Source organism: Gemmatimonadaceae bacterium (genome assembly GCA_019637445.1).
Lineage (GTDB): Bacteria > Gemmatimonadota > Gemmatimonadetes > Gemmatimonadales > Gemmatimonadaceae > Pseudogemmatithrix.
Map to the genome: position 1 here is coordinate 495,153 of JAHBVS010000002.1, position 19,764 is coordinate 514,916.

The 19,764-nt window shown below is 69.7% G+C and carries 17 protein-coding genes; 9 read left to right on the plus strand and 8 right to left on the minus strand.

The genetic code is table 11. The features are described 5' to 3' along the window. Positions 1–81: 81 nt before the first annotated feature. From KF709_12290 to KF709_12300, 3 genes are read left to right on the plus strand one after another with little or no spacing between them, the layout of a single operon-like run. The gene (locus KF709_12290; protein ID MBX3175188.1) at positions 82–1,314 is read left to right on the plus strand and encodes a DUF4105 domain-containing protein; all 1,233 of its coding nucleotides are present in this window, start codon (positions 82–84) and stop codon (positions 1,312–1,314) included. Beyond that, positions 1,311–3,236: a hydantoinase/oxoprolinase family protein gene (locus tag KF709_12295; GenBank protein MBX3175189.1), complete on the plus strand. Its 1,926-nt coding sequence runs from the start codon at positions 1,311–1,313 to the stop codon at positions 3,234–3,236. The genes KF709_12290 and KF709_12295 overlap by 4 nt, the downstream gene beginning before the upstream one ends. After that, positions 3,233–4,750: a hydantoinase B/oxoprolinase family protein gene (locus KF709_12300; GenBank protein ID MBX3175190.1), complete on the plus strand. Its 1,518-nt coding sequence runs from the start codon at positions 3,233–3,235 to the stop codon at positions 4,748–4,750. The genes KF709_12295 and KF709_12300 overlap by 4 nt, the downstream gene beginning before the upstream one ends. Here KF709_12300 and KF709_12305 read toward each other — a convergent pair. The 7 genes from KF709_12305 to KF709_12335 form a co-directional block, all read right to left on the minus strand. Beyond that, positions 4,747–5,253 (minus strand): hypothetical protein, encoded by a 507-nt coding sequence (locus tag KF709_12305; GenBank protein ID MBX3175191.1) that lies wholly within the window; start codon positions 5,251–5,253, stop codon positions 4,747–4,749. The two genes, KF709_12300 and KF709_12305, sit on opposite strands and share 4 nt — an antisense overlap. A gap of 89 nt (positions 5,254–5,342) precedes the next feature. After that, positions 5,343–8,618 (minus strand): hypothetical protein, encoded by a 3,276-nt coding sequence (locus KF709_12310; protein MBX3175192.1) that lies wholly within the window; start codon positions 8,616–8,618, stop codon positions 5,343–5,345. Between the two features lie 116 nt (positions 8,619–8,734). Further along, positions 8,735–9,385: a dihydrofolate reductase gene (locus tag KF709_12315; GenBank protein ID MBX3175193.1), complete on the minus strand. Its 651-nt coding sequence runs from the start codon at positions 9,383–9,385 to the stop codon at positions 8,735–8,737. Between the two features lie 12 nt (positions 9,386–9,397). Further along, the gene (locus tag KF709_12320) at positions 9,398–11,392 is read right to left on the minus strand and encodes a GAF domain-containing protein (protein ID MBX3175194.1); all 1,995 of its coding nucleotides are present in this window, start codon (positions 11,390–11,392) and stop codon (positions 9,398–9,400) included. Positions 11,393–11,482: 90 nt separating this feature from the next. Continuing rightward, positions 11,483–12,193 carry a hypothetical protein gene (locus KF709_12325; GenBank protein ID MBX3175195.1) on the minus strand — a complete coding sequence of 237 codons (711 nt, stop codon included), beginning with the start codon at positions 12,191–12,193 and terminating at the stop codon, positions 11,483–11,485. Positions 12,194–12,211: 18 nt separating this feature from the next. Beyond that, entirely contained in the window at positions 12,212–13,087 is an 876-nt protein-coding gene (locus KF709_12330) for an MBL fold metallo-hydrolase (protein ID MBX3175196.1), read from the minus strand. Positions 13,088–13,171: 84 nt separating this feature from the next. After that, entirely contained in the window at positions 13,172–13,846 is a 675-nt protein-coding gene (locus KF709_12335) for a Crp/Fnr family transcriptional regulator (GenBank protein ID MBX3175197.1), read from the minus strand. A 159-nt stretch (positions 13,847–14,005) separates the two neighbouring features. Here KF709_12335 and rpmE point away from each other — a divergent pair, with 159 nt between their 5' ends. From rpmE to KF709_12365, 6 genes are read left to right on the plus strand one after another with little or no spacing between them, the layout of a single operon-like run. Next, positions 14,006–14,212: a 50S ribosomal protein L31 gene (gene rpmE / locus KF709_12340; GenBank protein ID MBX3175198.1), complete on the plus strand. Its 207-nt coding sequence runs from the start codon at positions 14,006–14,008 to the stop codon at positions 14,210–14,212. Then, entirely contained in the window at positions 14,209–15,285 is a 1,077-nt protein-coding gene (gene prfA / locus KF709_12345; GenBank protein ID MBX3175199.1) for a peptide chain release factor 1, read from the plus strand. Before rpmE ends, prfA begins: the two co-directional genes overlap by 4 nt. Continuing rightward, positions 15,272–16,153, plus strand: a complete 882-nt coding sequence (prmC, locus tag KF709_12350; protein ID MBX3175200.1) for a peptide chain release factor N(5)-glutamine methyltransferase — start codon at positions 15,272–15,274, stop codon at positions 16,151–16,153. The genes prfA and prmC overlap by 14 nt, the downstream gene beginning before the upstream one ends. Next, the gene (locus tag KF709_12355; protein ID MBX3175201.1) at positions 16,153–16,506 is read left to right on the plus strand and encodes a YlbF family regulator; all 354 of its coding nucleotides are present in this window, start codon (positions 16,153–16,155) and stop codon (positions 16,504–16,506) included. The genes prmC and KF709_12355 overlap by 1 nt, the downstream gene beginning before the upstream one ends. Further along, positions 16,503–17,183, plus strand: a complete 681-nt coding sequence (gene tmk, locus KF709_12360; GenBank protein ID MBX3175202.1) for a dTMP kinase — start codon at positions 16,503–16,505, stop codon at positions 17,181–17,183. The genes KF709_12355 and tmk overlap by 4 nt, the downstream gene beginning before the upstream one ends. Then, the gene (locus KF709_12365; GenBank protein ID MBX3175203.1) at positions 17,180–18,739 is read left to right on the plus strand and encodes a S41 family peptidase; all 1,560 of its coding nucleotides are present in this window, start codon (positions 17,180–17,182) and stop codon (positions 18,737–18,739) included. The genes tmk and KF709_12365 overlap by 4 nt, the downstream gene beginning before the upstream one ends. Here KF709_12365 and aroF read toward each other — a convergent pair. Then, on the minus strand, positions 18,736–19,758 hold the full coding sequence (gene aroF, locus KF709_12370; GenBank protein MBX3175204.1) for a 3-deoxy-7-phosphoheptulonate synthase: 1,023 nt from the start codon (positions 19,756–19,758) through the stop codon (positions 18,736–18,738). The two genes, KF709_12365 and aroF, sit on opposite strands and share 4 nt — an antisense overlap. Positions 19,759–19,764: the final 6 nt, after the last annotated feature.

Below are 19,764 nucleotides of genomic sequence, written 5' to 3' on the forward strand. Positions count from 1 at the left end.
GCGCACGGGTCGGCGCAGTGGTCGAAACAGGCATCTTCGCAAACGTCGGCGCGTTGGCTGGCGCGCTTCTTGGCGCTGTGCTTGGCACTCTCCGCGGCCCAGGCCGCGCCGCTCCCCGCACAGGAGCCCGGCGCCACGCTCGAAATCTCCGTGCTCACCTTCGGGCAGGGCGACGCCGTCTTCGAGCGCTTCGGCCACAACGCGCTCCGCGTGCGCGACACCAGCAGCGGCCTCGACCTCGCCTACAACTGGGGGATGTTCTCGTTCGAGCAGCCGAACTTCCTTGGTCGTTTCCTCTCCGGCGACACACAATACTGGGTCGAGGCCTTTCCGACTGAGTGGTTGGTGCAGATCTACGCAGGGCAGGATCGCCAGACCGTCGAGCAGGTGCTCGAACTCACGCCGGCGCAGCGCGCCCAGCTGGCGCAGTTCGTGGCCACAAACGCGCGCGACGAGAACAAGTTCTACCGCTACGACTACTTCCTCGACAACTGCTCGACGCGCCTGCGTGATGCGATAGATGTCACGCTCGGCGGCGCGCTGAAGCGACGCTTCTCGACCATCCGAACCGAGTGGACGTTTCGCAGCGAGGCGGTGCGCCTCACGGCAGGGGATGGCCTCGCCCAGGCCGGCATCGACATCGCGCTCGGCACGCCAGCCGACGCCGCGATGAGCGCCTGGCAGGCGATGTACGTCCCGATGCGCCTGCGCGACTTCCTTCGCGACGTCACGGTGCCGGGTGAGGACGGCAGCGCGCGGCCCTTGGTGCGCACGGAACGCGTGTTGCACGAGGCGACGCGCGCTCCGGAGGCCGCCGAGCGCCGCGGACTGAGCATCGGCGCCTGGGGGCCAGTGCTCGGCGCCTGGATGCTCCTGCTCGCGCCGCTGTCGGCGGTCGCACGCCGGCGCACGCGCGTGCCCGCCGCGGTGATGGCCGCGCTCTTCTACGCGGTCTCGGGAATCCTTGGGCTGTTGCTGCTCGGCATGTGGGTCGGCTCCGCGCACGTCTTCTGGTACGGGAACTACAACCTCCTGCTGTTCTCGCCGCTGGCATTGGTGGCGGCCGTGCTGGCACCACGCGCAATTCTTCGCGGTGAGCTCGACACGCTGGCGCGTCGGATCATCACTGCGGTCGTCGTCATGGCCGCGCTCACGCTGCTGCTCGCGCCGATGGTCCGGCAGGCGCTGGCCGGTCCGCTCCTGCTCGCGCTGCCCGCGCATCTCGGCCTCGCCATCGCGATTTGGCGCCACACGCGGCCCCTGCCGCCCGCGCCCGTCGCTGAGGCCGTCGCGGGCGCTCGAGTTGCCGCGTGAGCGGTAGCTGGCGCGTCGGCGTCGACGTCGGTGGCACTTTCACCGATCGCGCGGCGCTGGCGGCTGACGGACGCGTCGAGGCGAGGAAGGTGCTGTCCACGCCGGGCGACCAGGGCGAGGGCGTTGTCTCGTCGCTGGGCGCGCTCGATGGCACCGCCGCTCGCATCGTCCACGGCACGACCGTCGTCACGAATCTCCTGCTCGAACGGCGCGGCGCTCGCGTCGTGCTTTGCGCAACCGAAGGCGCCACGGACCTCCTTCGCCTCCGCCGACAGGACCGCGCCGCCCTGTACGATCTCGCGCGCCACCATCCGCCGCCGCTGGTGTCGGATGACTGCGTCGTCGCCGTACCCGAGCGACAGACGGCGCGCGGCATCGAACGCGCGCTCGACGCAGCGGGCGTGGAATCGGTCGTCGCCAAGGTGCTGGCGCAGGATCCCGACATCGTCGTCATCGCGCTGCTGCACGCCTATGCGGACGATCGGCACGAGCAGCAGCTTGCCACCGCGTTGCGCGCCGCCAGGCCAACGCTCGAGGTCGTCACCAGCGCCGAGGTCCTGCCCGAGATCCGCGAGTACGAACGCACGGCCACCGCAAGCGCGGAGGGCTACGCGCGCCCCGCGGTGATGCGCTATCTGGCACGCCTGAGCGATCGGCTCGCGGCGGCGGGGCATCCTGCACCGTCCGTGATGACGTCGGGAGGCGGGATGCAGCCACCGGAGTCGGCCGCGCGGCACGCGGCGGCGCTGGCCCTCTCGGGACCGGCAGGCGGTGTCGTCGGGGCCGCCGCGGTGCTGCGCGCGTTGGGCATCATGACGGCGCTGACCATCGACATCGGCGGCACCAGCGCTGACGCGGGACTCATCCTCGACGGCGAACCGCTGGTCGAGCCAGGCGGAGAAGTGGCGGGTGTGCCCATCGCGTTGCCACGCGTTCTCGTGGACACGGTCTCGGCGGGCGGCGGCAGCATTGCCTGGGTGGACGACGGCGGAGCCCTTCGCGCCGGCCCGCAGAGTGCCGGCGCACGTCCTGGTCCGATTGCATTCGGACAGGGCGGCATCGAGCCCACGGTCACGGACGCGCAACTCGTGCTCGGCCGTATCGCGGCGCGCGCGATGAGCGGCGGCGTGCAGCTCGACGTCGATGCGGCACGGGCCGGACTCGCCGCGCTCGGATCGGCGCTGGGACGCGGTCCTGAGGACGTCGCCGCCGCCGTCGTGGCCATCGCCGACGCCGAGATGGCCCGCGCGCTGCGCCGCGTCAGCGTCGAGCGTGGCGTGGATCCTCGCGACTGCACCTTGGTCGCCTTCGGTGGTGGTGGCCCGCTGCACGCCTGTGCGCTGGCGGACGCCCTGAGCATTCCCAGCGTCTTGGTGCCGCCCTTCGCAGGCGTCCTGAGCGCGGTGGGCCTGGCGCTTGCTCCCGAACGTCACGAGGCCGCAGCCAGCCTTCTCGACCGTTGCGACGCGCTCTCGGCGCCTGCGATCGCCACGGCCGTCACGGCGCTCGAGGCGAGAGTGCAGGGCAGCGAACGGCGCACGCTGGCACGCGTGCGCTACGTCGGGCAGGGCCACGAACTCGACGTGTCGGTGCTTCCTGGCGATGACGGCGCCGCGCTCGCGCAGCGTTTCTCGGCGTCGCATCGGCAGCGCTACGGCTTCGAGCTCGAGCTCCCGGTCGAATGCGTGGCCCTCAGGCACTGGGCCGGCGAGCCCGCGCGCGAGGCGCGCTTCGTGCGCGATACCAACAAGCCTGTGTTCGATGGTGCTGCGTCGATCGATCACGGCGGGCCGGCGCCGGACGCCGGCGTGCAGGGCCCCGCCACGATCGCGCTGCCCGACGCCACGCTCTTCGTCGCGCCCGGCTGGCGCGCCGAGGCCTTGGACATCGGCGGCTGGCGCCTCACGAGGAGCGGCCCGTGAGCGACGCCCTCTCTCTTGCCGTCTGGTCGTCGGCCTTCGCCGCCGTCGCGGAGGAGATGGGCAGCGTGCTCGTGCGCGGCTCGCTCTCGCCAAACATCCGCGAGCGCCGTGATGCCAGCTGCGCACTGTTCGACGCCGACGGCGAGATGATCGCGCAGGCGGCGCACATCCCCGTGCACCTCGGCGCGCTGCCCGAGAGCGTGCGCGCCGTGCGCGCGCAGCAGCCACGGCCCGGCGACGTCTTCCTGCTCAACAGCCCCTGGCACGGCGGCTCGCACCTGCCGGACCTCACGATGGTCGAGGCCATCGCCGACGAGGGCCGCATCGCGGGCTACGCCGTCGTCCGCGCGCATCACGCTGATGTCGGCGGGATGAGCCCCGGCTCGATGCCGCAGGGTGCCACGGAGTTGGTGCAGGAAGGGTTGGTGCTGCCTCCCGTGCGCCTGGTGCGCGAGGGCGTGCTGGACGAATCGTTGCTCGGATTGGTCCTGGCCAACGTGCGCACGCCTGACGAGCGACGCGGCGATCTCTCCGCGCAGCGCGCCGCCTGCAGCGCCGGCGCCAACGGATGGCGTGCCCTGCTCGAGCGGCACGGACGCGCCACCATGGAGGCCGCGGGTCAGGCACTGCTGGATTACGCCGAGCGTCGCGCGCGCGCGCGGCTTGAGGGGCTCGAGGGTTCGGAGGGCGTGGCCGAGGACCGGCTCGAGGGCGATGGTGTCACCGACGCCGACATCCCACTGCGCGTGCGTTTGCGCGTGCGGGACGCATCGCTGCACCTCGACTTCGCCGGAACCTCGCCGATGGTCGCCGGCAACGTGAACTGCCCGATCCAGGTGACACGCGCGGCAGCGCTCTTCGTACTGCGTTCACTGCTCGACGATGATGTCCCGACGAACGAAGGCATCGCGCGCGCGATCGAGATCACCACGCCGGACGATTGCTGCATTTCTGCCCGTGCCCCGCACGCCGTCGCCGCGGGCAACGTCGAGATGAGCCAGCGCGTGACCGATCTGCTCTTCGCCGCCTTCGCGGCCGCCGGAGTTCCCGTGCCGGCGCAGGGTCAGGGCACGATGAACAACGTGACCTTCGGCGGCCGCGGCTGGACCTTCTACGAGACCTTGGGCGGCGGGCAGGGAGCCAGCATCGCGGGGCCCGGTCCCAGCGCCGTGCACGTGGGGATGAGCAACACGCGCAACACGCCCATCGAGTCGCTGGAACTCGCGTATCCCATTGTGATCGAGCGCTACGAACTCCGCCGCGGCTCCGGCGGTTTGGGCCGACACGCGGGCGGCGACGGCATCCTGCGGCGCTACCGCGTGCTGGAGCCCTGCACGGTCACGCTGCTGACCGAGCGCCGACGGCACGCGCCGCGCGGCGCCGACGGCGGGGCCGACGGCGCCTGCGGCGAGAACCTGCTCAACGGCGAACCGCTGCCGGCGAAATGCCGGCGCGAGCTCAAGGCCGGCGACCTGCTCGAGATCCGGACCCCGGGCGGCGGCGGCTGGGGCTAGCGCCTGGCGTTGAACGCGTCGACGGCCTGCTGCCGGCGCGCGAAGGCCTCGCGGTTCCAGCGACCCGAGAACATGCCGGCCACGGTGCCCACCGCCAGGGAACTCGCGATGACCGCCGTGCGGTGTCCGCTGTCCCAGTCGGACAGGCCGTTCTGTCCCGCCACGATCCACCCGACGGCGGCCAGTGTGCTGACGAGCGACCAGCGCCGTGCCTTGCGCGTGGTCGCGTCAAACTGATCGGCCAGCTGTTCCGCGGCCGCATTGCCGGTGACCGCACTGCGCAACGATCGCGGCGTGATCGAGCGGGCCACCACCGTTCCGCCCGGTCCGACCAGCCGATCGCCGAGTACGCGATACTCGATGCGCAACGCGCAGCTGTCGCCCGTGCAACCCGGGGCCATCTGGGCATCGGCGCGCGGCGCCGCCAGGGCGAGGAGCACCGAGGCCGCGAGTACCGCTCGGAGCGTGCTGCGCCGACCGTCCCGCATGGTGCGCTGCTGCATCAATCCTCCTTGACCTGAGTGGGGACTACGAGGCGACCGCGACGCCCCCAGCGAGGTGATTCTTGCCCCGATGAGGGAGTCGCGCCGCACTACGGCACAACCGTGGGCGCTCCCCCCACGTTGGGAATGTTCTTCGACCGCAACATCGCGTTCAGCGCGCCGAGGTCCCCGCCGAGCAGCGACTCCAGCGCGTCGAGATGCCCGCGCAGCTGCGTGCGCAGCAGTGCCTGCACCTCCACCTGCTGGTCCGTCGGCCTGAAGTCATTGCCGGAGAGCCCATTCGCCAGGTAGTTGAGCTTGCTCAGCAACCGCGAGCCCCAGCGCACCCCGTCCTGGCCCTGGCCCGTCATCCGCAGCTCCACCAACTCCGACTCCACCGCCATCAGCTTCGTCTCGAGATCGCCCGCCGCGCGCTGCACCTCCGCATCGGACACCCGGGCCTGCAACGCCTTCAACTGCACGCGTACCGCCTCGATGCGTTCCACCGCCACGGAACCGGCGTCCATATCGCTGCGGATCTCGTTGAACAGCCGTAGCTGCGCGGCGATGTCGGCTTCGCTGCCACCGGTGTTCGGATCCTTTCGCACCTCCACCGTGCGCCGCTGTTCAGAATCTCCGACTCTGAGCACAACCGTGTACGTCCCCGGCGCCACCAGCGCACTCTGCCGGCCCGTGCCCGGTGCCGGGCGTCCATCCTCGTCCATCGCGAAGTCCGGCACGTAGAGCGGCGGCGTGAGCAGCCGCGTCTCGCGCGAGGCCTCGTCGCGCAGGTTCCAGGTCACGCGGTTGATGCCCGCGCGATTGCTGCCCGTGAGCCGACGCACCACGCGCCCCTGCGCGTCGGAGATCGTGAGCGTCGGCGCACGCGCCGCCGGCGCCTTGAGCCAATAGTTGAGTGAGGCCCCATAGTCCGGGTCGAAGCCCCGCGTCGGATCATCATACGACGAACTGGGTGCGGTCACCGTGCGGAACCGGTACGCCGCGCGCGGCGTGAAGAAGTGCGAGCCGGCGTTCAGCACCTCAGGCGTCAACTGCTGCAGCGCCGAGAGGTCGTCGAGGATGAAGAAGCCGCGGCCGTAGGTGGAGATCACCAGGTCGTTGAAGTGCTCCTGCACCTGGATGCCGCTCACCGGTGCCGCCGGCAGGTTGTTCTGCAACGGCAGCCAGTTGTCGCCGTGGTCATAGGTGACGTAGATGGCGTTCTCGGTGCCGAGATAGAGCATGCCGCGCCGCACCGGGTCTTCGTGGATGACCTTGGCGTAGCTCAACTGGCTCTTGGGGATGCCGTTGATGATCAATCGCCAGGTGCGCCCGTAGTCCGTGGTGCGATACACCCAGGGGTCGCGGTTGTCCTCCTGGTGCGCGTCCACCGTGAGGTAGGCCGTGGCCGCGTCGTAGCGCGAGGGCACGATGCTGCGCACCGAGCCCCAGGTCGGGATGCCCGGCAGGTTGCGCGTGAGGTTCGTCCACGTGCGTCCGTCGTCCCGCGTGAGCTGCACCTGGCCGTCGTTGGTGCCCACCCAGATGGTCCCGCGCTCCAGCCGCGACTCGGCGATCGCGTACACGGTGCCCGCGTACTCCACGCCGATGTTGTCCGGTGTGAGGCCGCCGGAGCTGCCCATCTTGCTGCGGTCATTCAGTGTGAGATCCGGGCTGATGACCTCCCAACTCTGGCCGGCGTTGCGCGTGCGATGCACGTGTTGGCTGCCCACGTAGATGGTGTTGTTGTCGTGCGGCGAGATGGTGAGCGGCGAGTCCCACACGAAACGATAGCGCACTTGCTCCGCCGGCCCGTTGGACTGCTGCGGCCAGATCTCCACCGTGCGGAACATCCGGCGGTCGACCTCGTAGCGTACCACGATGCCGCCGACCATGCCGGAACCGGATGCCGTGGACCACACGATGTTCGGATCGGTGGGATCCGGCGTGGCCCAGCCGCTCTCACCGCCGCCCACCGCGTGCCACTGCCCACGCAGGATACGGCCGCCCTGGAGGCGACCGTTTGACGGACCACGATACGTCGGTTCGTCCTGCTTGTTGCCGAACACGTTGTAGGGAATCGCGTTGTCCACGGTGACGTGGTAGATCTGCGCGTTCGTCAGCCGCTGCCGGAACCAGGTCTTCATCCGGTTCTGCGTGATGGACAGGCCCTGGTCGTGTGCGACGATCATCCGGTCCGCGTTGGTCGGGTCGATCCAGATGTCGTGGTGGTCGCCCCCGGGCGCGTCGTTGCGCGCGTAGGGCACGATGGTCTTGCCGCCGTCGATCGAGCGCGAGAAGGAGGCCGTGAGGAAGTAGGTCTCGTCCTCGTCGTCCGGCGCCACGGCCATCCGGGAGTAGTAGTGCGCGCGGCCCATCGCGTTACGGTCCTTGCTGATCAGGCTCCAACTGCGCCCGCCGTTCGTGGAACTCCAGAGCTGGCCGCTGTCGGTCTCCTGTCCGTTCCACGGCACACCGTCGCCCGTCTCGATCAGCGCGTACACGCGCTGCGGGTTGGACTGCGAGATGGCCACCGCCACCTTGCCCACTGGGCGCGAGGGCAGGCCATTGCCGCGGAGCCGCGTCCACGTCGAGCCGCCGTCGCGCGAGACGAAGAGCCCGCTGCCCGGCCCGCCACTCACGCGGCCCCAGGTCTTGATCTGCAACTGCCACATTCCCGCAAAGAGCACCCGCGGGTTCGAGGGATCCATCGCGATGTCCGAGCAGCCGGTGTTCGCGTCCACGTGCAGCACGAGCTGCCAGCTCGTGCCGCCATCCGTGCTGCGGTACACGCCGCGCTCCGCCTGCGGGCCATAGGCCGTGCCAAGGGCGCAGGCGAACACAGTGTTCGCGTCGGTTGGATGCACAACGATGCGCGGGATGCGTCCCGTCTTCTCCAGCCCAGAGAGCGCCCAGGTCTCGCCACCATCCACGCTCTTGTAGAGCCCCTGGCCCAGCGAGATATGGCTGCGGATCTTGCCTTCGCCCGTGCCGGCATAGACCACGTTGCGATCCGAGCGCGCGATGGCCAGCGAGCCGATGGATTGCACGGGATGCCCATCGAACACGGGCTCCCAGTTCACGCCACCATCGGTGGTCTTGTAGATGCCGCCGGAGGCGGCGCCCACGAGGTAGGTGAGCGGGTCACCCGGCACGCCGGCGGCGGCCGAGAAGCGATTGCCCTCGGGCCCGATGTGACGCCACTCGAGGCCGCGCCAGGCGCTGGGGTCTGGTCGAGTCGCCGCGACCTGCGCCGCGAGTGTCGCTGCGGCAAGCGTCGCAACAATCGCTGCGGTGACGAGGATCGCACTTCCCGCGACGACGGCGCGGGAGGCAAGGGTCCACAGGACACGGAAGACCGGCGAAGGACTGTCGGCCAAACGCATGCGACGCTCCGAATTGGTGGGGGCGACGCAGATACTACGAGGCGCTGGCGACGAGCGGAAGGAGACGGGTGTCGCGTTCTCGCGCGGCGCGAACGGGGCCCGCCGGCAGCGCTGCGCTAGCCGCCCGCGCGCTGGATGATGAAATGCGTCGCGGCGTCCGACGCTGCCGTGCGGGTGCACGCGTAGCCTAGCGCTCGCAGGTCGAGCCCAGCGAAGAGCGACTCACCGCCGCCGAGCAGCACGGGCGACACCGCAATGTGCAACTCGTCGATTAGCGAAGCGGCCAGATACTGCCGAATGACGCTGACACCGCCACCGATGCGCACGTCCGCCGCGCCCGCCGCCTCGCGGGCCTGCTCAAGGGCCTCCTGGATGCCGTCGTTCACGAAGTGGAAGGTCGTGCCGCCGTCCATCGCGAGCGGCGCGCGTGGGTGATTCGTGAGCACGAACACCGGCACGTGGTACGGCGGCCGCTCGCCCCACCAACCGCGCCACTGCTCGTCTGGCCAGGGGCCGCGCACTGGGCCGAACATGTTTCGCCCCATGATCCAGGCGCCGATGTTCCTGAATCCCCGGGACGCAAACTCGTCGTCGAGCCCGGTCGTCCCATCGCCGTCACCGTGCGCGCGTTGAAACGTGCGCGTCGGCAGGAACCAGCGATGCAGCTCCTCGCCGTGGAGGCCAAGCGGTCGCTCGAGCGCCTGGTCGCGGCCGGCGCCGTAGCCGTCGAGCGAGATCGTGAAGCTTTCGACCCGGACGCGTCCCATTCGCGCCGTGACTCAGCCCTGCGGCGGCGTCATCACCCACGACGTGCGCCGCTTCGTTCCTTCGCTCGGCGTCACGCGTCGGAACACCTCCGCCTCCGCGAAGGTCTTGAGCAGGTGCGCGTCCACGAAGCCCGACTTCGCCTCGGCCTGCAGGATGTCCAGCGCCCGCTCCGGCGCCACCGAGCGCTTGTACGGCCGGTCCGTCGCCGTCAGCGCGTCGTAGATGTCCGCGATGGTCATCATCCGCGTCTGGATGGGGATCTCCTCACCCTTCACACGGCGCGGATAGCCGGAGCCGTCGAGTTTCTCGTGGTGCCCGAACGCGATGTTGGGAATCCCGCGCAGCTCCCGCGTCCACGGGATCTGCTCGAGGAAGCGGAACGTGTGCGTCACGTGCGACTCGATCTCGCGGCGCTCGCGCGGGTCGAGGTTGCCCTTGTTGATCATCAGGAACCGCAGCTCGTCCTCGGAGAGCAGCGGGCGCACGACGCCGTCGAAGTCCACGTAGGTCTGGCGGTGGATCTCCTCCAGCTCGGTGAAGGTGCCCTCGGGCAGGATGGTCGGCTCGTTCGCCCGCACGATGGCGTCCATCCAGCGCGAAAGCTGGTCGCGCTGCATCCGCCGGTCCACGTCGAGGCGCGTCACGAACTCGCCGTAGTCCCGCTTCCCGTGCTCGGCCAGGAACTCCGCGCGCTCGCGCTCGTACTCGAGGTCCGCCTGCTGCATCAGGTACTGGAACCGATTGCGCACCAATGCCAGGTCGTGGTGGTAGAGCTTCTTCTGCTTTACCAGCACCTGCTCACGCACGCCGACCTTGCCGAAGTCGTGCAGCAGTCCGGCGTAGCGCAGTTCCCGCAACTGCTCGCGGCTGAACGTGACGCCCTTGTACGGCCCCTCGCCGTGGCGGTCCACCGACTCCGCCAATCCGGTCGTGAGCGTCGCCACACGGAACGAGTGGCCCGAGGTCGTCGGGTCTCGGGCCTCGATCGCCGTGACCGCTGCGGTCACGAAGCCCTCGAACAGGCGCTCGATGTCCTCGTAGAGCCGCGAGTTCTCGATCGCCACCGCCGCCTGCGCGGCCAGGGCCGCCACGAGGTCGGCCGAGCGCTGGTCGAAGGGAATGACCTGCGCCTCCACCGCCTCGCGCGAGGTCAGCGGGACTGCGCCGTCGCGCTTGCGGTTGATCAACTGCAGCACGCCAATCGTCTCGTCCTTCAGCGTGAACATCGGCTGCACGAGCATCGACTTCGTGCGGTAGCCGAACTTCTCGTCGAAGCTGCGGTTCTGCCGGTAGCTCACGTTCTCCGAGAGGAGATACACGTCGTCGATCATCAACCGCTCGCCGGTGGCGGCCACGTAGCCCGACAGGCTCGAATGGTTGATCGGGACCGTGAACTCGGAGAACGGCAGGTCGGGCAGGGTGGTGTTCTGTGAGAGCTTGAAGCGCAGCGCCGTGGCGTTGCCCTCGCCGTCGAACTCCACGAGGTACAGCGAACCGGCGTCGGCGCTGGAGAGCCGCCGCGCCTGCGTGAGGATCATCCCCAGCAGGGTGTCGAGGTCGCGCTCGGTAGCCAACGCCGCGCCGACCCGCGAGAGCTCGTTGAGTTCAGTGGCCGATGAGGCCTGCAGGCGTTCGGCGCGCTGCGCCGCCACCAAGGCGCCGGCGTGCCGCAGGGCCGCCTGCAGCACGGTGCGGCCCGCGCCGGGCGACGCGTCCGCGGGCAGCCATCCCGCCAAGGGTGCCTCGGCGAGCGCGCCCTCGGGTGTGTCCGCGCCAGGCTCACCCACGCCGACCAGCGCGACGCGTCCCGAGAGTGCCGACAACGCGTCCGCGCCAGCCGCAGCGGCCAGCGCTGCATCGATCAACGCCACGACCGGAGCGTCGGCGTCGAGCGCATCCGGTGCCGGCAGCGCGGGCACGCGCCGGACCTCCACCTCGGGATTGGTCTCGAGGCGGTCCAGGGCCGGAACGGCGCGGCCAACGGGGGCGAGGATCAGCGTGGGCACAGGGAAGGATGCGAGAGCCGCCGACGCCCCCAAGGGGGCGCCGGCGGCTCAAAGGTTATCGTCGCGGGCGGGACTGCCGCCAGTCGGCCATCAGCCGCCGCTCTCGAGCTTTGCCTTCGCCGACTTCGCATCCTCGAAGTCCGGGAAGCGCTCGATGGTCTGGTTGAACAGCGTCAGGGCCTCGGCCTTGTTGCCGGCGTCCTGTGCGGACAGCGCTCGGGAATACATCATCACGGCCTGGAAGGGCACCCGGCGCTGGCGCTCACTGCGCGCCTCGCTGGTCTGCCGCGCCTGCGCCGTCAGCTCCGGCAGCTTCAGCCCGCGGTTCGTCTTCTCGGCCAACTGGTCCACCAGCATCAGGAAGTCCTCGGTCTTGCCGCGGTGCATGTCCGTGTAGGCGATGCGGCCCGTCTCCGAGTCGATGGACTTGATGGTGATGACCATCGTGCCCGAACGATCGGTCACGAAGGATCCGGTCAGCATGTGCCGGGCGCCCAGCAGCTTGCCCACGCGGGCGGCCGTCGCGTCATCGACGCGGCCGTCACGGGCGAGGTTCTGCTCCGCCAGGATGCGCTCAATGTTCTCGCGCTCCACGAGGCGGATGCCGGGGTTCTGCGCCATCGAGGTGATGAGCAGGTCGGCGATGCCCTTGGACAGCGGCGCCAGCTCGGAGTTGGACTGGCCGATGGCGCTGTTCACGAACGGCAGCACCGCGACCGTGGGGCGCATATCGTCCTGTGCGAGCATCGGGGCCGCGGCGAACGCGAGCACCGCGGTGGCACGGATCATCTGCTTCAGCATCACTTGCCTCCGGAGAGGTTAGAGAGTCAGGGACAAGCCCTCCGCGGCGATCATCACCTGCAACGATCCGCCACGGTCCTTCACCATCGCCTGGCAATCCGCCAGGCACTGCTCCAACTGGTCGTCGGTGCGGCGGGGCTCGTGATGGAACAGCACGAGCGTCCGTACCTCCGCGTCCAGCGCCAGCTCCACCGCCTCGGCATAGGTCGAGTGCCCCCAGCCCTGGTGATGGTCGTACTCGTCCGTCGTGTAGGTGGTGTCATGGATGAGGACTGTCGCCCCCCTCGCCCAGGTCACCATCCGGTCCCGCCAGTCGGGCGTCGAGGCATAGCGCGGATGTGGCGCCAGCTCGTTGTCCGACACATACACCAAATCGCCGCCAGGCCGCCCCGGCTGGGAGAACCGATACCCCATCGCTCCCCCCGGATGCTGCACCTCGAACGCCGTCACCTCGTACCCCGAGCCCGCCGTGGGTGTGTCCGCCGGCAGGCCCCGGAAATCGATGGTCGCGTCCAGCTCCTCGAACGTCACCGGAAACACGACCGGTGACATCTGGTCCCGCAACACCTTGTCAAAGCTCCGTTCCAGCGTCTCGGAGCCCCAGATCGTGAAGTGATTCCCCCGGCCGAAGATCGGCGCGAAGAACGGGATGCCCTGGATGTGGTCCCAGTGGGCGTGCGTCAGGAAGATGTCTCCCTTGATCGGCCCGCCATTGGCCCGCATCAGCAACTCACGCCCCAGTTCGCGAATCCCCGTTCCGGCGTCCAGGATCACCAGCCACCCGTCGTCGGTTCGCAGTTCCACGCAGGGCGTGTTCCCGCCATAGCGCACGGTCTTGCTGCCAGGGGTCGGGATGGACCCACGCGTTCCCCAGAATCGGATGCGCAGGCTCATCGCGTTCCCCACGGCACACCTAAAGATGCGCGGTGCTTCGGCGAGGGGTATAGGCAGGGCATCACGGGGTCGCGGTGATAGCGGTCACAGGCGCTGCTGCGAGCGCTTCTCCAGTCCGGCGCGATCCGCAATGCGGATGCGCCGCTTCTCGGTCGTAATCCAGCCCGCTTCCACGAAGTCGCGCATGGCGCGCGACACCGTCTCGCGGCTGGCGCCAATCACGTGGGCGATGGTCTGGTGGGTCAGCGGCTTGGCGATTTCATCGCTCCCGCCCTCGGCCGCGGCATCGAGAATGACGCGGGCGATGCGACCGGGGACGTCGAGCAGCACCAGCGAGCCGATCTTGTCGTCCGCGCGGCGGAGGCGTCGGGAAAGCTCAATCAACAGGGCCCAGGCCACCTGCGGGCTCTGTTCCACCCGCCGCCGGAAGTCCTCGCGGCGGAGCACCAGCAGGGTGCTGTCTTCCATCGCCACCACGTGGGCCGAGCGGGGCTGGTCGTCAATCAGCGACAACTCGCCGAAGTGCTCGCCGACGCCCAGAATGCCCAGGATCACCTCGCGACCATCCTCGGCGACGAGCACGACCTTCACGCGGCCGGCGCGGACCACGAAGAGCGAATCGCCCGGATCATCCTCGAAGAGGATGACGCTGCCCTTGGGATACGTCTTTTCCCGCGCCATCGTCGCGAAGTTGGCCACTTCCGCCGGCGCAAGGGTCTTGAAGAGCGGGACGGTCGCGAGAAAATCGGCGGTGTTCATACGGGCGGCGGGCGGTGGGAGGCCGGGAACTACCTGACCGGGGCGAAGCTACGTCTGGGGCCAGACGGTGTCAAACGTTCAAACCCTTGTCACCTTGCATCTTACCAGCCATCTCGGCTATCATTCATTGCTAACTCCGATTCCGCTCCTGAGGCACCCATGAAGGCCGAAATCCATCCTACGTACGCCACCGCGACCGTCACCTGCGCCTGCGGCAACACGTTCCAGACGCGCTCGACCGTCGCCGAGATCCATACCGACATCTGCGCCGCTTGCCATCCGTTCTTCACGGGCAAGCAGAAGCTGATCGACACGGCTGGCCGTGTTGAGCGCTTCCGCCAGAAGTACGGGAAGCAGAGCGCCTGAGTCTCCGCGACCGGCTCGCCGACGCGCTGCGGCGCGCCGCCGAGGTCGAGCGCGACCTTCTCGATCCCAAGACGGTCCGCGACGCCCGCTTGATGGCGTCGCTGGGCCGTGAGCACCAGCGCCTCGGACAGGTCGTCGAGCGCGCCCAGCATCTCGAGAAGCTCGAGAACGAGCTCGCGCAGGCGCGCGAGCTCGTTGCGTTTGATGATGCCGACCTCGCCGCCGAGGCCAAGCGCGAGGTCGAGCGCCTGAGCGGCGACATCGAGGCCGAGGAACTCGCACTGCGGCCGCTGCTGGTCCCGCCGGACCCGCTGCACGACCGCAATGCCATCGTAGAAATCCGCGCTGGCACCGGCGGCGACGAAGCCGCGCTGTTCGCCGCGGACCTGCACCGCGCCTACTCGCGCTACATCGAGCGGCACGGCGGCTGGCGCGTGGAGACGATCTCCTACTCCGAGGGCGCCCTCGGCGGGATCAAGGAAGTCATCTTCAAGGTCAGCGGGCCCGGTGCCTTTGGCGCCCTGCGCTTCGAGTCCGGCGTGCATCGTGTGCAGCGCGTGCCCGCCACCGAGGCCGCCGGCCGCATCCACACCTCGGCCGCCACCGTCGCCGTGCTACCCGAGGCCGAGGAAATCGACCTCAAGATCGAGGACAAGGACCTGCGCATCGACGTGTTCCGCTCGTCGGGCCCGGGTGGCCAGTCGGTGAATACCACGGACTCCGCGGTGCGCATCACGCACATCCCGACGGGGCTCGTGGTCAGCCAGCAGGACCAGAAGTCGCAGCTGCAGAACAAGCTGAAGGCGATGGAGGTGCTGCGCTCGCGCCTGCTCGACCTGCGCATCGCCGAGCAGGAAGCCGAGCGCTCGCGGATGCGGAAGTCGCAGGTCTCCACCGGCGACCGCTCGGCGAAGATTCGCACCTACAACTTCCCGCAGTCGCGCGTGACCGATCATCGCATCGGCTACACGACGCACGATCTGGCCGGGGTGATGGACGGGGAGCTGGACGAGTTGATGGACGCGCTGCACCTGGCCGACATCGAGGAGCGGCTGGCGGGTGACGGCGGCTGACGCCGACGCGATGACGGTCGGCGAGCTGATGGAATCGCTGTCGCGCCGACTCGTCGGGCCGGGAGTGCCGCCGGCCCGGGCACAGGCGCGTGACCTCATCGCCGCGGTGCTTGATCGACCGCGGTTCTGGCCTTCCGCCAACGCGGATTCTGCACTTGCCGCGACCGACGCCCTGGCGATAGAGGCCGCTGCCGCACGGTTTCGCGAGGGCATGCCGATGCAGTACGCCGTCGGCAAGGCAGGCTTCCGCCAGCTCACCCTCGCCGTGGATCGCCGCGTGCTGATCCCGCGGCCGGAGACGGAGTTGCTCGTCGAACTCGTGCTCGCGGCCCAGCGTGGGGGGCGGGGCACCGTGGTGGACGTGGGGACCGGCTCGGGCGCCATCGCCCTAGCGCTCGCCTCCGAGGGCGGATTCGAGCGCGTGATTGCCACGGACATCTCGGCGGACGCCCTCGCCGTCGCGCACGAGAACCTGGGCGCCATCGCCGAGGACCGCCGCGCCCGCGTGGAGTTCCGGCAGGGCCAGCTCCTGGCCCCCGTGGCCGGAGAGAGGGTGGAGGTGGTGGTCAGTAACCCGCCCTATATTTCCCCGGCGGAAGCGCGCGAACTCCCGGCCTTGGTGCACGACTGGGAACCCCACCTCGCGCTCTTCGCCGACGACGACGGGATGGCGGCCATTCGGGCCCTCGTCCCTGAGGCCGCCGCGGTGCTGTTGCCCGGCGGACTGCTCGCCCTCGAGGTGGACGCCAGGCGCGCCGACCTCGCGGTGGCGGCCGTCGCGGCGGACCCCCGGTTCACCGAAGTGGAACATCGTCTCGATCTCACCGGCCGCCCGCGTTTCGTGGTGGCCCGACGACAGGAGTCGTAATGCTGCAGGACAAGGCAGTCGAAGTGGGTCGCCTGATCGGCCAGAGTGCCGAGTACCAGGCGGTGAAGCGGGCCAATGAGGCGCTCAATGGCGACCGTGAGGTGGTCACGGCCCTGCAGCGGATGGAGCAGCTCCGCGCCGAAGCGCAGGAGTTGATCGGCCGCGGCGAGCAGCCCAGCGAGCAGATGGAGCAGGAGCTCGACACGCTGCTGCAAAAGGTGCAGGGCAACTCCCTCTACCAACAGTTTGTCGCGGCCAACGAGAACTTCGACAAGGTGATGGTGCAGGTGAACCAGTGGATGCTCGAGGGCATCCGGAAGGGTGCGACGAGCTCGATCATCACGCTCGGGTGAGCAGCGTGTCGCGCGGCCGGCTGTTGGTATTCGAGGGCGGCGAGGGGGCGGGGAAGACCACCCAGCTCCGTCGACTCGTCGCACGCCTCGAGGCGGCCGGCATTCCGCACGCGATGTTTCGCGAGCCCGGAGGCACGGCCACGGGCGATCGGATCCGCGAGCTGCTCTTGCACGCGGACGTGGCGCTCGCACCGGGCGCGGAAGTGGCGCTGTTCATCGCCTCGCGCGCGCAGCTGCTGCACGAGATGGTGCGGCCGGCCCTCGCGGAGGGACGGCACGTGCTGCTGGACCGCTACCTGCTCTCGACCTACGCCTACCAGATCCACGGTCGCGGACTGCCGGAGGACGAGGTGCGCGCGGCAAACCGTCTCGCCATCGCGGATCTGGTACCCGATCTCACCTTGCTACTGCGCGTGCCGGTGGCGGAAGGCTTGGCCCGCGCCGCGCAGCGCGGTGCGGCCGACCGCTTCGAACGCGCCGACCGCGGCTTCCACGAACGCGTGCTGTCCGCCTTCGACGCCTTCGCGGATCCGGCCTGGCAATCCGCGCATCCGGAGTGCGGGCCCATCGTCTCCATCGACGCCGTGGGCAGCGAGGATGACGTCGAGCAGCGCGTGCTGGACACCTTGAACCTGCGCCTGCCGGCGCTGAGCACCGCCGCCGGAGTCCGCGCGTGAGCAGTCGCCTCCGGCTCCTGCCACCCGCCGCGTTGCTTGGCTTGGGCCTTGCCGCCGGTGTCTGGCTCGTGGCCCGCGCCGTGAACGGCGACGAACGCCGCGCGCGCGAAGGCGCCCAGCTGCTGGACATCGTGATGCAGCGCGTGCGCGATGCCTACGTGGACTCGGTGCCCGAGGAGCGGCTCTGGGAAGCCGCGGTGCAGGGCCTCGTCACGCAGCTTGGAGATCCGCACTCGGCCTACCTGACGCCAGAGCGCGTGGAGCGACTACAGCGCTCCGTCTCGAACTCGTATCGCGGCGTCGGCCTGCAGGTGGACGTGCGCGATGGTTGGATCACGGTGCTGCAACCGCGGCCGAACTCGCCGGCGGAGCGCGCCGGCCTGCAGCCGGGTGATCGCCTCGTGGAGGTCGATGGCCGTTCGATGCAGGGCTGGGCCGTGAGCGAGGCCAGCACGGCGCTGCGCGGACCGCTCGGCAGCACGGTGCACGTGGTCATCGAACGCGGCAGCGGCACGCGCATTCCGGTCACGCTTGAGCGCGCCGACATCCGCGTGGCGGCAGTCACGCGGGCCACCGTACTGCCCGACGGCGTCGGCTACGTGGCCGTCGCCAACTTCAGCGATTCCACCGAGGCCGAGCTCATTGCCGCGGTGGACTCGCTGCGGCGCGTCGGGGCGCGATCCCTCGTGATGGACCTGCGTGGCAATCCCGGCGGACTGCTCGACCAAGGCGTGGGCGTGGCCGATCTCTTCCTGCCCGAGGGCAAGCAGATCGTCACCACGCGCGGGCGCGTGGCGGAGGCCAATGCCTCGTACATGGACCGATCCGCCGAGCGCTGGGCGGGAATGCCGCTGGTGCTGCTCGTGAGTGCTGGCACGGCCAGCGCCGCGGAGATCGTTGCCGGCGCCTTGCAGGACCACGACCGCGCGCTGGTGATGGGGCAGGTCACCTTCGGGAAAGGCAGCGCGCAGGCGGTGTATCCGCTCGAGAACGGCGCCGCCGTGGTGCTCACGCACGCGCGCTGGTTCACGCCGCTCGGGCGCAGTCTCGAGACGCCGCTGCCGGGTGAGATTCCGCTGGCCGACGCGGACACCGCGCGACCCGTGTTCCGCACCGCGGAAGGCCGGCGCGTCCTCGGCGGCGGTGGCATCGTACCCGATGTGTTCGCCGGCGACAGCCTGCCGAACCTCGCCGAGCGCCGCTTCTTCGCCGAGTTGGGCGTCGATGTGCCGCGCTGGCGTGAGGCCCTCACCGCCGAGGCTCGCGCGCTGATTGCCGAGCGGGCCGTCCGTGACTCGATGTTCACGGTGAACCCGGCCTGGCGCAGCCGTGTGCGCGCGCGATTGGCGCAGCTTGGCGTGCGCGTGAATGCTGCGACCTTCGACGCCGTGCCGTCGCTGGTGGATCGGTCGCTGGGGAATGAGATCGCGCGGCAGGGCTGGGGCATCCCCTACTCGCAGCGTCGCCTGGTGCGGAACGACGCCGTCGTGGCGCGGGCGGCCGAGTTGCTACGTCGCGCGCGCAGCCCGCGCGACGTCTTCGTCAGCGAAGACTAGCCGGCGATTTTCCGCCCGACGGCCTCGGCCACGCGGCGCAGCTGCACCACGGTATCGGCGAACTGCTCTGGCGTCTGCGATTGCGCACCGTCGGACATCGCCTTCTCCGGCGTCGGATGGACCTCGATCAGGATGCCGTCCGCGCCCGCGGCCACCGCCGCGCGCGACATCGCCAGCACCTTGTCGCGACGACCCGTGCCGTGGCTGGGGTCCGCGACGATCGGCAGGTGCGAGAGCTGCTGCACCACCGGGATCGCCGTGAGGTCAAACAGGTTGCGCGAGGTCGTGTCGAAGCTGCGCAGGCCGCGCTCGCAGAGGATCACGTTCGGGTTGCCCTCGGCCAACACGTACTCGGCGGACAGCAGCAGGTCCTGGATGGTCGCCGCCATCCCGCGCTTCAGCAGCACCGGCTTCTTCAGCTTGCCGACGGTCTTCAGCAGCGAGTAGTTCTGCATGTTCCGCGCGCCGATCTGGATGCAGTCGGCGAACTCTGCCACCATCTCGGCACCCTGCTCGTCCATCGCCTCGGTGACGATGGGCAGGCCCGTCTCACGCTTGGCCAGCGCGAGCAGCTCGAGGCCCTTCTTGCCGAGTCCCTGGAAGGAGTAGGGCGACGAGCGCGGCTTGAACGCACCGCCGCGCAGCGCCACGGCACCGGCCTTCTTCACCTGCTGGGCGGCGAGCACGATCTGCTGCTCGTTCTCGACCGAGCAGGGGCCGGCGATGATCGGCACCTCGTTCGTGCCGAAGCGCACGCCCGGCGCGATCTCGACGACGGTGTTCTCCTTCCGCCACTCCCGCGAGACCTGCTTGTACGGATTGGAGACGTAGATGATCTCAGCGACGCCGGGGAAGTCCTCCAGCGGCGAGCCATCCACGCGGCCGTCGTTGCCGACGAGGCCGACGGCCGTGCGCTGGGCGCCCGGCATCGGCTGCGGCGAGTAGCCGCGGTCCTTGATCCACTGGCACACCGCCTCGATCTGCTCGGGCGTGGCGCCCTGCTTCATCACCACCAGCATCGGTCT

Coding starts and splice junctions, on each gene's coding strand:
- KF709_12315 (MBX3175193.1), bottom strand. CDS start 9,385: ATGGGACGCGTCCGGGTCGAAAGCTTCACGATCTCGCTCGACGGCTAC.
- KF709_12335 (MBX3175197.1), bottom strand. CDS start 13,846: ATGAACACCGCCGATTTTCTCGCGACCGTCCCGCTCTTCAAGACCCTT.
- KF709_12325 (MBX3175195.1), bottom strand. CDS start 12,193: ATGCTGAAGCAGATGATCCGTGCCACCGCGGTGCTCGCGTTCGCCGCG.
- KF709_12355 (MBX3175201.1), top strand. CDS start 16,153: ATGCTGCAGGACAAGGCAGTCGAAGTGGGTCGCCTGATCGGCCAGAGT.
- KF709_12310 (MBX3175192.1), bottom strand. CDS start 8,618: ATGCGTTTGGCCGACAGTCCTTCGCCGGTCTTCCGTGTCCTGTGGACC.
- KF709_12330 (MBX3175196.1), bottom strand. CDS start 13,087: ATGAGCCTGCGCATCCGATTCTGGGGAACGCGTGGGTCCATCCCGACC.
- KF709_12305 (MBX3175191.1), bottom strand. CDS start 5,253: ATGCAGCAGCGCACCATGCGGGACGGTCGGCGCAGCACGCTCCGAGCG.
- rpmE (MBX3175198.1), top strand. CDS start 14,006: ATGAAGGCCGAAATCCATCCTACGTACGCCACCGCGACCGTCACCTGC.
- aroF (MBX3175204.1), bottom strand. CDS start 19,758: ATGCTGGTGGTGATGAAGCAGGGCGCCACGCCCGAGCAGATCGAGGCG.